General features: G+C 38.4%; 11 protein-coding genes and 2 pseudogenes. 5 read left to right on the top strand and 8 right to left on the bottom strand.

Translation table 11 applies throughout. The features are described 5' to 3' along the window. Window positions 1-12 precede the first annotated feature (12 nt). Window positions 13-1,194 (bottom strand): annotated as a pseudogene (locus tag E0H87_RS03955) (SfnB family sulfur acquisition oxidoreductase); the annotation flags it as partial. 395 nt (window positions 1,195-1,589) lie between these two features. On the opposite strand from E0H87_RS03955, the gene E0H87_RS03960 reads away from it, so the two are divergent. After that, window positions 1,590-2,984, top strand: coding sequence for an LLM class flavin-dependent oxidoreductase (locus tag E0H87_RS03960; RefSeq protein WP_131322403.1), 1,395 nt, complete (start codon window positions 1,590-1,592; stop codon window positions 2,982-2,984). A gap of 179 nt (window positions 2,985-3,163) precedes the next feature. Here the strand turns inward: E0H87_RS03960 and E0H87_RS03965 are convergent, their stop codons facing one another. The 5 genes from E0H87_RS03965 to E0H87_RS03985 form a co-directional block, all read right to left on the bottom strand. Further along, complete coding sequence (locus tag E0H87_RS03965) at window positions 3,164-4,357, bottom strand: ABC transporter permease (protein ID WP_131322404.1); 1,194 nt, start codon at window positions 4,355-4,357, stop codon at window positions 3,164-3,166. A gap of 37 nt (window positions 4,358-4,394) precedes the next feature. Next, window positions 4,395-5,348, bottom strand: coding sequence for an efflux RND transporter periplasmic adaptor subunit (locus E0H87_RS03970; RefSeq protein WP_131322405.1), 954 nt, complete (start codon window positions 5,346-5,348; stop codon window positions 4,395-4,397). Next, entirely contained in the window at window positions 5,345-6,061 is a 717-nt protein-coding gene (locus tag E0H87_RS03975) for an ABC transporter ATP-binding protein (RefSeq protein WP_131322406.1), read from the bottom strand. The genes E0H87_RS03970 and E0H87_RS03975 overlap by 4 nt, the downstream gene beginning before the upstream one ends. 713 nt (window positions 6,062-6,774) lie before the next feature. Further along, entirely contained in the window at window positions 6,775-7,659 is an 885-nt protein-coding gene (locus E0H87_RS03980; protein WP_131322407.1) for a cation diffusion facilitator family transporter, read from the bottom strand. Window positions 7,660-7,678: 19 nt separating this feature from the next. Next, complete coding sequence (locus E0H87_RS03985) at window positions 7,679-8,188, bottom strand: cytochrome b (protein ID WP_131322408.1); 510 nt, start codon at window positions 8,186-8,188, stop codon at window positions 7,679-7,681. A 946-nt stretch (window positions 8,189-9,134) separates the two neighbouring features. Here E0H87_RS03985 and E0H87_RS03990 point away from each other — a divergent pair. The 3 genes and pseudogenes from E0H87_RS03990 (at window position 9,135) to ribA (ending at window position 11,700) form a co-directional block, all read left to right on the top strand. Next, window positions 9,135-10,004: pseudogene (locus tag E0H87_RS03990) on the top strand (IS982 family transposase). A gap of 58 nt (window positions 10,005-10,062) precedes the next feature. Next, window positions 10,063-10,482 carry a hypothetical protein gene (locus E0H87_RS03995; protein ID WP_131322409.1) on the top strand — a complete coding sequence of 140 codons (420 nt, stop codon included), beginning with the start codon at window positions 10,063-10,065 and terminating at the stop codon, window positions 10,480-10,482. Between the two features lie 615 nt (window positions 10,483-11,097). After that, window positions 11,098-11,700, top strand: a complete 603-nt coding sequence (gene ribA / locus E0H87_RS04000) for a GTP cyclohydrolase II (RefSeq protein WP_131322410.1) — start codon at window positions 11,098-11,100, stop codon at window positions 11,698-11,700. Between the two features lie 122 nt (window positions 11,701-11,822). Here ribA and trpA read toward each other — a convergent pair whose 3' ends face one another. Both trpA and trpB read right to left on the bottom strand, forming a co-directional pair. Then, entirely contained in the window at window positions 11,823-12,608 is a 786-nt protein-coding gene (trpA, locus tag E0H87_RS04005) for a tryptophan synthase subunit alpha (RefSeq protein ID WP_131322411.1), read from the bottom strand. After that, complete coding sequence (trpB, locus tag E0H87_RS04010) at window positions 12,605-13,816, bottom strand: tryptophan synthase subunit beta (protein ID WP_131322412.1); 1,212 nt, start codon at window positions 13,814-13,816, stop codon at window positions 12,605-12,607. Before trpB ends, trpA begins: the two co-directional genes overlap by 4 nt. A 102-nt stretch (window positions 13,817-13,918) precedes the next feature. Here trpB and E0H87_RS04015 point away from each other — a divergent pair, with 102 nt between their 5' ends. After that, window positions 13,919-14,800 carry a LysR family transcriptional regulator gene (locus E0H87_RS04015; RefSeq protein ID WP_131322413.1) on the top strand — a complete coding sequence of 294 codons (882 nt, stop codon included), beginning with the start codon at window positions 13,919-13,921 and terminating at the stop codon, window positions 14,798-14,800. Window positions 14,801-14,891 lie beyond the last annotated feature (91 nt).

Genomic DNA, 14,891 nt, shown 5'->3' on the forward strand with positions numbered 1-14,891 from the left:
AATATTTTCCTATTAACTCCATGCATGACGTGGTGGCGGAACATCATTTAAATAATAATTCCCAACAATATTGAGTTTCCAACGGACAGGATCATGCAGAGTATGTGTACGTGCATTGCGCCAATGACGGTCTAAATTCAACTCCGACAGCGTTGAGCGTGTACCTGAAAGTTCAAACAGTTTATTGGCCGCCAATAAGGCAATCTCTGTGGTCAGTACTTTAGATTCTGCTGTAATTAAAGTGGCTTCAGACACAGTTTCTTCTGTTGGATTCAGCAAAGCTTGATCAATTGCTTCACCCGCCAAAGCAAGCACAGCTTCTGCAGCGCGCAGTTTAATTTTTAACTCACCAATATTGGCTATGGTGTATGGGTCTTGCGATGCTCGTTCTAAACCAGAATCAATCCATGGCCGTGCATAAGCACGGACATACGCAATCGTTTCGTCAATCGCTCCACGTGCAATCCCAGCATCAACAGCAGATTGAATAAATTGCGAGATTGCTCCTGCGGCGGTTGGTCGTTCAAAGGCTTGATAAATCGGCACAATGTATTTTAAATCGACCTGAACATTCTCTAACTGTACCGACCCACTGACTGTGGTGCGCTGACCAAATCCACTCCAATCATTTACAATCGTCAAGCCTGGCGTATGTTGAGGCACTAATGCAGCAAAGGGCTTCCCTTCTTCGCTTACAGCCACTATAGGTATCCAATGGGCGAGTAATGCACCTGTGGCAAAAAATTTCTGACCATTAATAACAGCGTGCCCATCTTTAAATTCAATTCTTGTTGTTAAATCTGCAACGGTTTTAGAGCCTTTTTCAGAAAATGCATTTCCAAACCGTTTTCCCTGCAAAACTTGAGCAAAGAAAAACTCTTGCTGCTCCAATGAAGCATCCAAACGAATATGTTCTAAAAACGCCCAATGGTTTTGTGCAATTTGCCCTAAAGATGAATCTGCACTGGAAATAATTTTGACCACTTCTGCAAGAGTTTTATAGCTGACACCCGCACCGCCAAATTGCTTAGGAATAGTAATGCCCCAAAGACCAGAAGCTGAATATTGTTGCACTTCTTGCAATGGAAGTTGTCGTTCATAATCACGTTTAGAGGCTTCTTTGGCAAATGTGACTGCCAACGTTTTTGCGACTTGTATCGCTTCTTCATCTGTCCGTATGACATGAGCTAAAACATCTTGATGATAAAAGTCCCGTGGAATGTTCTGTGCACTTTCCAATTGTATTTCAATTTTTGAAGTCATTATAAAAACTCAGCTAGATTGCTATAAAACCTAAGCTAGCATTATTTTTATTTTATATTTATAAGTTAATCCACAAACGAAATCATATTTTCGAAAATACATTTCGTTATTTATGGTTAGTATTTCACATTTCTCCATATACGCTTTTATAGAGACTACAATAAAAATATAAATTTTATATTTAATTGCACATATCACCACGCCAATAAATAAATTCTTTATTTTCATAAACACTGATTATGATAATGATGTATTTTTTTATTATTAAATCTTCAATATTTTCTCATTAAAATTATTTAATACTTTTTATATTATTTAAAACCAAGATGACCAAGAAAATTAGATTTAATGCCTTTGAAATGAATTGTATCGCCCATCAATCACCGGGGTTGTGGCGTCATCCGCTAGACCGTTCTACAGAATATAAAGACTTAGAATATTGGACAGATTTGGCTCAAATTTTAGAACGCGGTAAATTTGATGGGATTTTTCTGGCAGATGTATTGGGAATCTATGATGTCTATCATCAATCTGCGGAACATGCACTGACTGGTGCTGTACAAGTGCCTGTCAATGATCCGCTGCAAATTGTACCTGCCATGGCTGCTGTCACCAAGCACCTAGGCTTTGGTGTGACCACCTCTATTTCCTTTGAACATCCCTATCCTTTTGCACGCCGTATGAGTACGTTGGACCATTTGACCAAAGGTCGTGTGGGTTGGAATATTGTGACCTCATATTTAGAAAGTGGTTCTAAAAACTTAGGTCTAAAAAATCAGGTCAGCCATGACAATCGTTATGACATTGCCGATGAATACCTTGAAGTTCTGTATAAACTTTGGGAAGGGTCTTGGGAGCAAGATGCCGTGCTTCGAGACAAAGAAAAAGGGATTTTCGCTGACTATACAAAAGTCCACCCTATTCAGCATGAAGGTGAGTATTTTACCGTCCCAGGCATTCATATTTGTGAGCCTTCTCCGCAGCGTACACCAGTTCTCTATCAAGCTGGCGCATCACACCGTGGACAAACTTTTGCCAGTCAAAATGCAGAATGTGTTTTTATTTCTGCACCAACCAAAGCGGCAGTAAAAAAACTTGTTCAAGGAATCCGCACTAAACTTGCAGAAAACGGCAAGGATCCTTCTTCAATTTTAATTTACACCATGCTGTCTATTGTTGTAGATGAAACAGATGCAAAAGCGCAAGCTAAATTCAAAGAGTATCAACAATATGGAAGTTATCATGGTGGATTAACCTTAGCTTCTGGCTGGTCTGGGGTGGACTTCTCACAATTTAATGCTGACGATCAAGTTGAATACATTCATACCAATGCTATTCAATCTATGCTGGACTCCTATGTAAAAGCTGATCCTGATCGTATTTGGACAATTGAGGAAATTGCTAAATTTATCAGTGTGGGTGGTAATGGCCCTGTACTCGTCGGCTCACCAACAACCATTGCAGACCGTCTACAAGAGTGGGTAGAAGATACAGATGTTGATGGTTTTAATCTTGCCTATATCTTGGCGCATAAAACATTTGAAGATGTTGTTGAATTTGTGGTTCCAGAACTTCAACGGCGAGGTGTTTACCAGACTGCATATGCCACTGGAACTTTACGTGAAAAACTATTTGGACAAGGTCCGTTGTTGCCTGAAAATCATAGAGGAGCCAGCTTCCGCTATCATCCACAAAAGAAGAAAGCCGTAATCCATGCATAAAGTTTTGACAATAAATAGTTTGAATTATTCAAAAAGCTAAAGCTTAGCGCTCTATATGAATCGATCATACTGCTGTAGGTTTTCTTAAAACTTACTCGTAGAAACTGAGCCTGCAGTAGTGATTAGTATTTCACTTTATTTCCCTATACTCCTCACCATGAATGCTGCACACATTGCACTCAACGCCCTGAAAATACTTGGCTTGGTTCCATCTTCAATACAGGGCGTACGCTCAATGCAGCAGCAACCAAGCAGACCAGTACAACAATCACGGCACCCAGCACAGGGGTGAACCACATTATCCGAAATGGATATCCTGCCATAATTGCCATCTGCCCAATCATGGCACAGAGTCCCAGCCCGAGGCCCGTTCCCAGAAGCCCACACAAACCCGCCTGAGCAAATACCATGGTCAAAAGTAGTCTGGGGGTGGCCCCCATCGCACTAAGCACCGCATAATTACGCAGGTTTTCATTCGTAAACATGTAGAGCATAACGCCTGTTACACCAAAACCGACAGAGATTGCCAAGGTTAGCATGGCTCCGATGTCTCCCACATCTTCAGAGTTCAGCAGAAACCAATGCACAGTATCCGATTTAAACTGTGCAGATGTCCGTGCACGCAAACCCGTTGCTGACTCGATGCGAATGGCTAAGTCTTCGGGCGCTACCTTCGGTGCAGATTTGACCAGCACGAATGTGAGCTGACGTCGTTCTGGTGGCAAAATTCGAGTCGCATTCGAAAAAGTCGTATATAGCAACGGACGTGGAGGAAATCGAGGAAGTCCTTGTGACTGACCGAGAATCCGCACGCTGTGATCATTAATCAGTAATTCATCGCCTGTCATCAGTTCACGGGTGGGTGCATCGAGATCCAATTTGCCACGTGTCCCTTGATCCGACATTTGAAGTGAGGTCTCCAATTTACCAATCGTTCCTCCCGCATCAACCACTACGGCATCAGGTACTCTCAGCAAACTAGGCATCACATCATTTTGAAGGGGTGGCATACCGATTAAGGTTGCATCATCGACACCAATCACCTGAAAGGGCTGGTAACGCCCATCTGGGAATCGGACATCTGCTGTGGCAAACATCAGTGGCACTGCTGACTGTACTCCTGCAACGCTGCGAACTCTTGCCAATGCTTGTAGAGACATATTGGTCGTTTGCTCAACCGAGTTTACCGCAGGATCCATCACCCACACATCTACAGCACCATTCTCAGCGATGGGAGCGTAACCACGTGTCATAATTCCAGCAAAGTAGGACGCAGCAAAGGTCACCAAAAATGAGGTAAAGGTAATACCAAAGATTAAGCCCACGTATTTAGCGCGATCACCCAGCAACATTTTTAAGGCTATACGTAACATTTGCTACTCCTTCAATGCATGCAGACGGACAGAATCATCACAACATCTTCTCGGAAGACGGTGTTGCTGCGGATTGTGAAGGCTTACTCTTCGAAGATTTATCTACTTTTGTCTCAATGAACACATCAACTTGTTGCCCAACGTAGATAGGCAAGGTGGCGTGATCAAAACTATAAATCACCTGTAAGGCACGGGTATCGACCCGCTCGGTGTTATCGCCCGTCAGTGAGGTTTTGGGTAATACGTATGGATCAACGCGTTCAAATTTCAGAGCAGTTTGCAGATTCGGATTGCCACGCACAAATGCTACAGCCTGTGCCCCTGGCTGAATTCGCCATGCATCATTCTCATCAATATCAGCACGTACAAATAGCCGATCATCATTGCCAAGCAACATAGAAGATTCACTCGGAGCACCACCTTGCACGAAAGCACCAATGCGTATCTTGTTTTGTAATACGCGACCATGGATTAATGCACGTACAGTATAGCGCTCGATATCCATCTGAATTTGCTTAACCTGCGCTTGGGCAGAGGCCAACTCTGCTTGGGCAAGCTGAACTGCAAAGCGCCGATTGTTGAGTTCCTCGACGCTAATCGCACGTTTATCCGATAAGCTATTCGCAAGTTCAAATTGACTCTTGGCTTGCGCCAGACGCGCGGTAATTTCTTTGATTTTCGCCATCGCAGGTATAAGTTGTGCCTGAAGCTCACGATCATCGATCTTAAACAGCTTATCGCCAACCTTCACCTCGCTGCCTTCATGCACATAAAGCTCAACCACAACACCAGACAGAGGCGTGCCAACCACGATGTTTCCTGTACTTGCCTCAATAATTCCTGCCCCAGCGACGTAGCGCGCAAAAGGAGGTTTTGGCGACTGTACCACCGGTTGAGATATCGGTGATTGTCGGTTACCGATCAGTACCATCGTCACCGCAAGCAACAGACCGATCAGTGCGAGTATCGGGAGTAAATATTTACGTATCATTGCACTTCCTCCTCAGTTCCAACAGTCACTTTGGAAATCTTCCCATCATCCATGTGCGCGATACGGTCTGCGAACTCATAAATGCGAGTGTCATGTGTTACAACGACCAATGCGCGATCTGGTGCTTGTGCCACATTTCGCAGGATCTCCATCATGGCATGTCCAGTGGCATGGTCTAGATTACTCGTCGGTTCATCACAAATAATGATTTTAGGCTCATGCACAAGCGCACGTGCGATTGCCACACGCTGCTGTTGCCCACCACTAAGTTGGCTAGGAAGTGCATCTTCACGTCCCGAAAGCCCAACCTGATCTAGAATGACCCGAGCACGTTGAAGAGCAAACTTGCGCTCTTTGCCACTGATTAATAAAGGTACGGCAACATTTTCAGCGGCAGTCAATGAAGGGAGCAAGTTGAAGGTTTGAAAAACAAAACCGATAGAAGTTCCTCGAAAATGCGCACGCTCGGCTGTATTCATGTTTTCTAAATCTTTACCGAGTATTGTGCATATGCCTGCATCACGTTTTAGGATCCCCCCGATAATTGAAATTAAGGTTGTTTTGCCGCAGCCCGAAGGGCCCGCTAGAATAAGTAATTCACCTTGATAGACTTCAAGATTAATTCCACGCAATGCAGTTACTTTCACATCACCGACACCATAGTCCTTCGTGACATCAGAGCACTTAACAGCAACCTCCTGACTCGGCTTCATGGTTTTTGCCCCTATGTCTTGTCACAGAAAACTCGGTTTCACTTGTCTAAACTCTAGGCTAGACCAATAACTTCTTTATCATTGTGAGCACAGCATCTCTGTAAAAATATTTGATCTAATCAACCCTAGTTTCAGAGCTTTCTTATTAATGTCTGCTACGTTATTCCTAAGAGTTCTAGCAGATCAAGCTATATTTTTAAAGGCTAAAATTTATTCTAATTCATACAATATACTATGGCATAAGCACAGTCTGTAATACCACATAAAACTATGGAAATTTTAAATAACGTATTGATAATCACTTTGTTATTACCTATGAAAATAATGCTATGTATGATGAAGTAGAATAAATTCAGTACCGTGGCTATATTCACAACCATTAACAATTAAATCGACCTCATACGCTCTCTTCTAGCAGTAAAAATTTACACAAGAACTTGTTGCTCTTAGGACATGTATCTAATGCTATAAAAGGCAATTTACGGATATTAAAAATAAAAGTTGTGCTGAAAAGAGTGCCAATTGAGCTTAAACTTTTCGTGATCACCATGGTGATTGAAATATTGAGGTAATACAAAAGAATATGATTAAAAAATACAAATTCTAGGCTTAATTGAAACAAATGAACTGATTGGGTATTTTCAATAAATCTTTTAAATTCAGGCATCTTGAATCTTATTTATTCTTGATGCCTATTTATTTCTACTTTCAAATTATATCGGGTCAATGTGAGTAACCACATCAATTACATTATGTTTTTTGAGGACTTCATTTCTGGCATCTACTGCTATTTTATGTCCTTCTCTTACACTTTGCTCGCCACTGACTTCCAAATGAACATCCACAATAATCATATCACCCATTTTACGGGTTCTGAGTTGATGCAAACCCAATATACCCTCTTTATTCAATAAGGTTTCTTTAATAGCAGCAATCTCATCTTCATTTGCCGACTTGTCCATCAAATCATGTAAGCCTGTCCAGCTAAAGTCGAAACCCATTTTAGCAATCATTAAACCGACAATTAACGCCGCGATTGGATCAAGAATCGGGTATCCCGCAAGATTCCCTATAATCCCTAATGCCACAACAAATGAAGATGCTGCATCTGAACGTGCGTGCCAAGCATTCGCAATCAATAAACTCGATTTTACTTTTTTGGCAATAGAGAGCATATAGCGGAACAAGAGTTCCTTACAGATCAATGCGGTTATTGCTACCCAAAGCGCTATGCTATGAACTTGGGGAATTTGCTCAGGATGAAGAATTTTATGGGTTGCCGTCCATAGCATTCCGACCCCAACGGACAGTAAAATTAAACCCAGTATAAAAGATGCTGCATTTTCAAAACGAAGATAACCATAAGGATGAACGTCATCTGGCGCTTTTTGACTATGACGATTGGCCACTAATACAATAAAGTCCGCAACTAAATCACTTAAAGTATGAATACCATCTGCAACTAAACCTTGTGATTTAGAAAACAGACCAATCCATATCTGCCCAATCGATAAGAAAACATTAACAGCAACACTTATCCATGTTGACTTTGAAGCAGCTTTCGCCCTTAACTCAAGATCAATATTTGATTCAATCATAATCTTTCAAGCTCTTGGTTCACTTTTTAAAATAAAGCATACTTTTCAAAATGTTATCTTTAAATACATAATGATGAATTAATGCAGTCAATGCATGAAAGCCTATTAGCACCATGAAAGAACTACCTAGAAATTCATGGATTTCTCCAATTTTTTCAACATCCCATGAATTACTCATGAGAGGTAAATTCATTCCAAAAAGCTGATAACTCTCTGTTAAACCAGATAAAGTAACCCAGCCCAGTACAGGAATTAAAAACAACAATGAATAAAGCGTGTATTTCACCATCAAAAATAAAGTTCGTTGATATTTACTCATAGGCTTGTTCAGCGGAATATCTTTTCTATAAGTAAAAATCATTATAATTCTGATAAAAAATAGCAAAAATACGGATACCCCAGCGAAAACATGGAGTTCTCCACTTTTTAGATGTACGGTTGGGTCTCCACCTGTGAGATACGCCAACACCACAAGGCAAAGTGTAAGCCAATGCATAATCATTATTGGAAAAGGATATTTATTTTTCATAACAACCCCAAAATTCAAAAATATAAATCGATATTAATACCTTACAAAAGTGACCTTAAATTTAAATTAATTTTTTTAAATATTTAAAAAATCAAATACTAGAAAATACCATCCAGCACCTAATAAAAATAATCATTCTTAATTACATTAATCTTATCCTATAAAATAAACATCAGACTCGACTAAGTTTCAAAGATTCTATTCTGTTCAATCCGAAAATATTTCACATGTAGCTTTTATGTATAAAATTCAGAAAATAAATATGTTTACCGTTTTTCTGTTTTATGAAAAATGGAGGAATAAATTCTACCTAATCCTCCCCATCTATTTAAAAAGAAAATATATATCTCATTAATCCTAACTTTAAAAATCCTACACTTAAGTTTATCTTCAAATAAGCCAAGCTCATTTATTTTTGCTTGAGACAAACTTCGACAAGAATCCCCCTATTTATCTATAGTTCGCACTAGTACCTTGTCTATTTTTGATAACTCGTGTCGTTCAGCCGAACCCCACCTTTTCTATTTTCGCAGTCATTTCTGGTAGATGAATTGTATTGGCATACTGATATGAAATCTTTTGACCACAAAAGTTCATATCATCAACAGCTTTTGTATATATTGAATCTATCATGTCATCTGTGAGAATTTGATTAAAAAATATCCTAAAAAACCAAATTCATCAAAATTAGCATTTTAAGCAGAAATTTCTTTTTGATGAATCACTGGATTATTTCCAATAGATCTCTTGCATAAACCACAAAATGATCATCTTTCTGATTGATGAAAAAGCTCTAATATCTATGAAAAATATGGTTATTCTAAAAAAGATTTCACATAAAATTCACTATCTAATACCCGAATCGCGGATAAGAAATTGACTTGAAAAATAAAGGAACTAGAGCCATCAGTTGAGTTACCACACCAAACTTAAAGCTCTAGTCCTGATGTTCAATAGTACCGAATTATTCTGCGTAATCGATGATTTCTTTCTTGAATTTGAAGCAACTTATTGGAAATTTCTCAAACAAAGTCATCACTCTATAAGAATTCGACCAGCCCAATTGAGTCTCTCAGAAATCAATTTTATCGCCATTTGGTATAAGTGTTCTCATATCAACAATTTCAAAGCATTCTTTTCATGGTTGAAACAGAATAAAAATCATTTATTTAAAAATTTACCCTGCTACCAACGGATGATTCACCTCATCAATATGCATCAATTGGCACTACATGCTTTACATGTCGCCTTAATGAAAGACCAACGCAGCCAATATTTATGGGTTGATTCAACCACTTTACCTGTCTGTAAAAATCAACGGATTCAACGCCATAAATCATTAGCTAAAATTGCATCACGTGGTAAAAGCTCGATGGGCTGGTTTTATGGCTGTAAATTACATATCGGGATGAATCAATTGGGTGAAATAGCATGTTCTGCTTTATCTAATGGACATGTGGCTGACATAAAAATGGTTGAGCATTTAGTTGAAGGCTTAGAAGCAAAGCTTTATGCAGATCGTGGCTATATCAGCCAAGACTTAAAAAGCAGATTAAAAAGTCAAGGTATTGATTTGATTACATATCATCGAAAGAATATGCAGTCTGTTCAACTCTGTGTATGAGATGAATATCACTTAAAACAGCGTAATAAAATAGAAATGTTATTCAGCTTATTGAAAGGTCAATACAATTTAGTGACGAGTAAAGCACGTAGTATTCATGGATTTCTAAGTGGGATTTACGCATCGTTATGCGCATATCAATTAACCCAACGAAATAAACCAAAAATTCAAATTATGGAATCCTTGACTTAAACAGGATTCGGGTTATGTATAATGAATTTTATAAATATTATTTAAGCCATAAATACTGATGCAATCATTATCAACCATCGCATTATATCTTGCAGCAATCTTGACGTTATGTGCTGCCCTACTCCATTTTATTTGTGTTGTTTGGGGGGCAAATGGTTATCGTTTTTTAGGGGCAGGTAAAAGCATAGTCGATATGGTTGAAAGAGGAAAATTATATCCACATTTAATCACTATCGCTGTAGGTTTAATGCTCTTGCTATGCTCAACTTATGCATATTTTGCCGCAAAAGGAATAACACGATTACCATTTAGTAACATCATACTCTCAATGCTTGCAGTGACCCTCCTTATTCGTGGTTTTTCTTTTCCAATATTGAAGTCAAAATTCGTTGGTAATAGTGATTTATTTTGGTATATCAGCTCAGCTTTTTGTTTAATTTTAGGTGGACTGTATGCAGTAGGTATATCTTTAAGTTGAAAAAGAATGTTTTTGGTCGGTAAAACTATATTCGATCTGATCGAGTTCAGAATTTTATGATGTCGTTGCAGAGGGTGTTCATCTGCTTGTGATCACGGTATAGATTACATATTCTTTCGATGATAAGTTATTAAATCAGAGCCTTGTACATTTAATCGACTCTTTAATTCCCGACGAATTCATCATTAACAGTAGCTTACAGCCAAAGCCCACTCCATAGAGCTTTTTCTATGCTTTGTAATTGCGACTAGAGATTGATGCCTTTTTTAGTGTTGTAAAGAATGCTTTATAAATGCTGACCAACCAGTTTATGCAACTAAATTCATCAAAATTAGCATTTTAAGCAGAATTTTTTTTGATTAATCACTGGATTATTTCCAATAGATCTCTTGCATAAATCACAAAATGATCATCTTTTTGATTGATGAAAAAGCTCTAATATCGATGAAAAATATGGTTATTCTAAAAAAAGATTTCACATAAAATTCACTATCTAATACATATTCTTTAATTAAAAGTTAAAGTCAGCACTTTATAACCTCAAAAAGTGCACTCATGCTTTTAAGGTTGATTGAACATATTTCATCCAATACCAACATATAGGTGGATCCTTCAGTGGCTATAGAATTTATTTCCAAATCAAAGTTACCTACTGCATTTGGCGATTTTGAAATTATAGCGTTTCAAGACCAAAATACTGGCGAAGAACATATTGCTCTTGTCAAAGGGATGAGTACTATTTCTGATCAACCTGTACTCGTCAGAATTCATTCAGAATGCTTAACAGGCGATGCTTTCGCATCACTCAAATGTGACTGTGGTCCTCAATTACATTCAACTATGAAAATGATCAATGATGCAGGTCAAGGTGTGATCTTATACCTGCGCCAAGAAGGCCGTGGCATAGGATTAACCAATAAAATTCGAGCCTATGCACTTCAAGACCAAGGACATGATACTCTTGACGCCAATTTATTATTAAATTTACCAGCAGATGCTCGTAAATATGACATGTGCACCATTATGTTAGATTATTTAAAAATAAAGAATGTAAAACTCATTACAAATAATCCGCTTAAAATTAAATCTTTAACTGATTTAGGAATTAATGTTGTTGAACGGATTCCATTAAAAGTTGGCTTAAATATTTTTAACAAAGCTTATCTAGAGACAAAGCAAAAACGTATGTCACATCTGTATGATAATAGTGATTTCTAAAAACCGATCACTTTCGGTAAAAAATCCAGATACAAAGTTCCATCTCCCTTATGGGAGAGGGTTTTATCAGATATAGTTCTTGATAAATTAACTTTAAATATACTGATTAAAGAAACAGGATATTATTTATTTTCTCTAAGTATTTGCGAAAAAGCTGTGACTTTTTCTAAAGTCGCATTCATCCCCTTATTAAAAAAAGTATCGACAAGCGCTGAACCGATAATAATCAAATCTACTTTATTGGCTAAGGCTTTAACATGACTTTCATTTTTGATCCCAAAGCCAATTGCAACTGGAATATTAAAAATAGGCTTAATTTCAGCAATCTTTTTCTCGAGATTAGACAGATTGAAGTCTCCTCCTGTTAAGCCATTTTCTGCAACATGATATAAAAAACCTGTCGCGCGCGCTGAGATTTGCTCTAACCTTTCAACTGGGGTAGTCGGTGCTGTCATTGCAATTAAATGCATATTTTTTTCATTTAACTGCACTTCGAATTTTTCTCGATATCCATATGGAGCATCTAAAATCAATATTCCATCTATAAGATTCTCTGTTTCGGCGATAAGTGTCTCGAAACCATATTGCATAATCGGATTTAAATAAGTCATAAAAATTATTGGTGTTTTTTCATCATATAGCCTGATTGCTTTTACCAACTCAATGGTCTGTTTTACCGTTTGACCTGCACTTAAAGCCCTAAGATGCGCTGCTTGAATTATCTCTCCATCTGCCACTGGATCTGAAAAAGGAATGCCAACTTCAATAATGTCAGCCCCAGCTTGACCTAATTGGCTCAACAGACGACAACTTTCTACGAAATTAGGATCTCCAGCAGTAAAATAACAGACCAGACCACTTCGATTTTCCAGTTTCAATTGCTCTAATTTTTGATCTAGACGGTTCATGCTGTAGCTCCTGCAAGATATTTTTTGACCGTGTTTAAGTCTTTGTCACCTCTGCCACTTAAATTGACAATAATGATCTGTTCTGGCTGCATTTCTTGAGCAAGTTGAATCGCATACGCAATCGCATGAGAACTCTCTAGAGCAGGAATAATGCCCTCCTGTTGGCTTAAAAGCTGAAATGCATTTACAGCTTCTTGATCGGTTATAGCCGTATATGTCACACGTCCTGTTTCAAACAGAAGGCCATGCTCAGGACCAACACCAGGATAATCTAAGCCAGCTGATATAGAGTGCCCTTCTAAAATCTGCCCATCTAAATCTTGTAATAAATAGGTTAAATTGCCATGCAGCACACCAACTTGACCTTTGCAAATAGAGGCGGCATGTTCACCGCTATTTGTTCCTTTTCCACCTGCCTCAACGCCAAACATTTTGACATTTAGGTCTTCTAGAAAAGGATGCATCAACCCTAGTGCATTTGATCCACCACCCACACAAGCAACCAAAGCATCAGGCAGTTTATTTTCTTTGAAGAGTATTTGGTTTCTGGCTTCTAGACCAATAATTTTCTGAAATTCTCTGACCATCGAGGGATATGGATGAGGGCCTGCACCCGTACCCAACAGGTAATAGGTTGTATCAACATGACGAATCCAGTCACGTAATGCTTCATTCATCGCATCTTTTAAAGTCCCACGACCTTTTTGAACACTTCTGACTTCAGCACCGAGTAATTTCATGCGTTCAACATTGATTTGTTGGCGCTGAATATCTGTTTCTCCCATAAAAATGGTACATTTCATCTTAAACAGTGCGCAAACCGTTGCTGTTGCAACCCCATGTTGTCCAGCACCAGTTTCTGCAATGATTCTGGTTTTCCCCATAAATTTGGCCAATAAGATTTGCCCCACACAATTATTGATCTTATGTGCACCCGTATGGTTCAAATCTTCTCGCTTGAGATATATTCGAGCACCTCCTGCATAAGCTGTTAGGTTTTTTGCATAGAAAAGCGGACTAGGGCGACCAACAAAGTCCGTTAAAATCTGCTGATATTCAGCCCAAAATTCAGGTTTATGCCGAACCGTATTAAAGGCTTGCTCCAATTCTTGCAGTGCGGGCATTAAGCTCTCTGGCATGTAACATCCGCCAAATTTACCAAAAAATCCCAATTCATCGGGACCATTACCTGTATAAGGGGTTGTCATCTCATCTCTCTTTTACTATCAAAACTTGTTTGATCTTAAAATATTTTCATTTTTCTGATAATTGATATATTTTGAGCTGATGGTGTTAGAAAATTTTACAACATGAAACGCAGAACATTACCTCCCCTTAATGCTTTAAAAGCATTTGAAGCCGTCGCCAGAAATAAAAGTTTCAGCTTAGCTGCAGAAGAATTATGTGTCACCCATAGTGCGATTAGCCATCAAATAAAACAGCTAGAAGAATGGTTAGATAAAAAATTGTTTATTCGACATTCCTCGACCATCTCTCTGACAGCGGATGCCGAAGAATTATCGCTCGTTTGTACGCAGCTTTTTAATCGTTTAGAACAATGCGTCTTTGAGTTAACTAATAAAACGTCAGAGGTAGAAGTTGTCATAGGCGCTTCTCATAGTTTTATGGCAAATTGGCTGATTCCTCGATTAGAAAAGCTCGAAGTCATTTATCCCAATATCCATATTAAATTAATGACATGTAATGACTTAAAATTGTTAGAAAAAGAGAAAGTTGACATATTTATCAATAGCATCAGTGAGTATCATCTACTTCCCAACTTTTTGAATAAATATCTGTTATTTCCCGATAACATGGGGCCTATTTGTAATCGGGAAATAAATCATCTTCATTCCGTAAATGATCTTTTAAACTATCCATTACTTCATACCCACTCAAATAAAAGTGCATGGCATACATGGTTTGATCAGTCCAAAATTAACTTTTCCCCAAAAACGAATGATCGTTATTTTGATAGTCTCAATTTAATGATAGAAGCGGCTGTTTCAGGCTTAGGAATTGCCATAGCCCCTCAAATTTTAGTCGAAAAAGAAATTTTGAATGGAAGAATCATTGCCCCTTTTGGTTTTATCTATTGTGACTATAATTTTTATGCAATGGTCAGAAAAAACAATGAGAATCATGATGTCATGAATATTATTCATTGGTTAATAGCTGGAGAAAAAGGTTAAAAAAAAATTAATCATTGATCACCACAATTCTATTTAATGTACTGACTTGAACTTCTATCTTCACATTCTGTTCACTCTAGCCCCCCTAAAG

It is taken from the genome of Acinetobacter sp. ANC 4178 (assembly GCF_004331175.1).
Lineage (GTDB): Bacteria > Pseudomonadota > Gammaproteobacteria > Pseudomonadales > Moraxellaceae > Acinetobacter.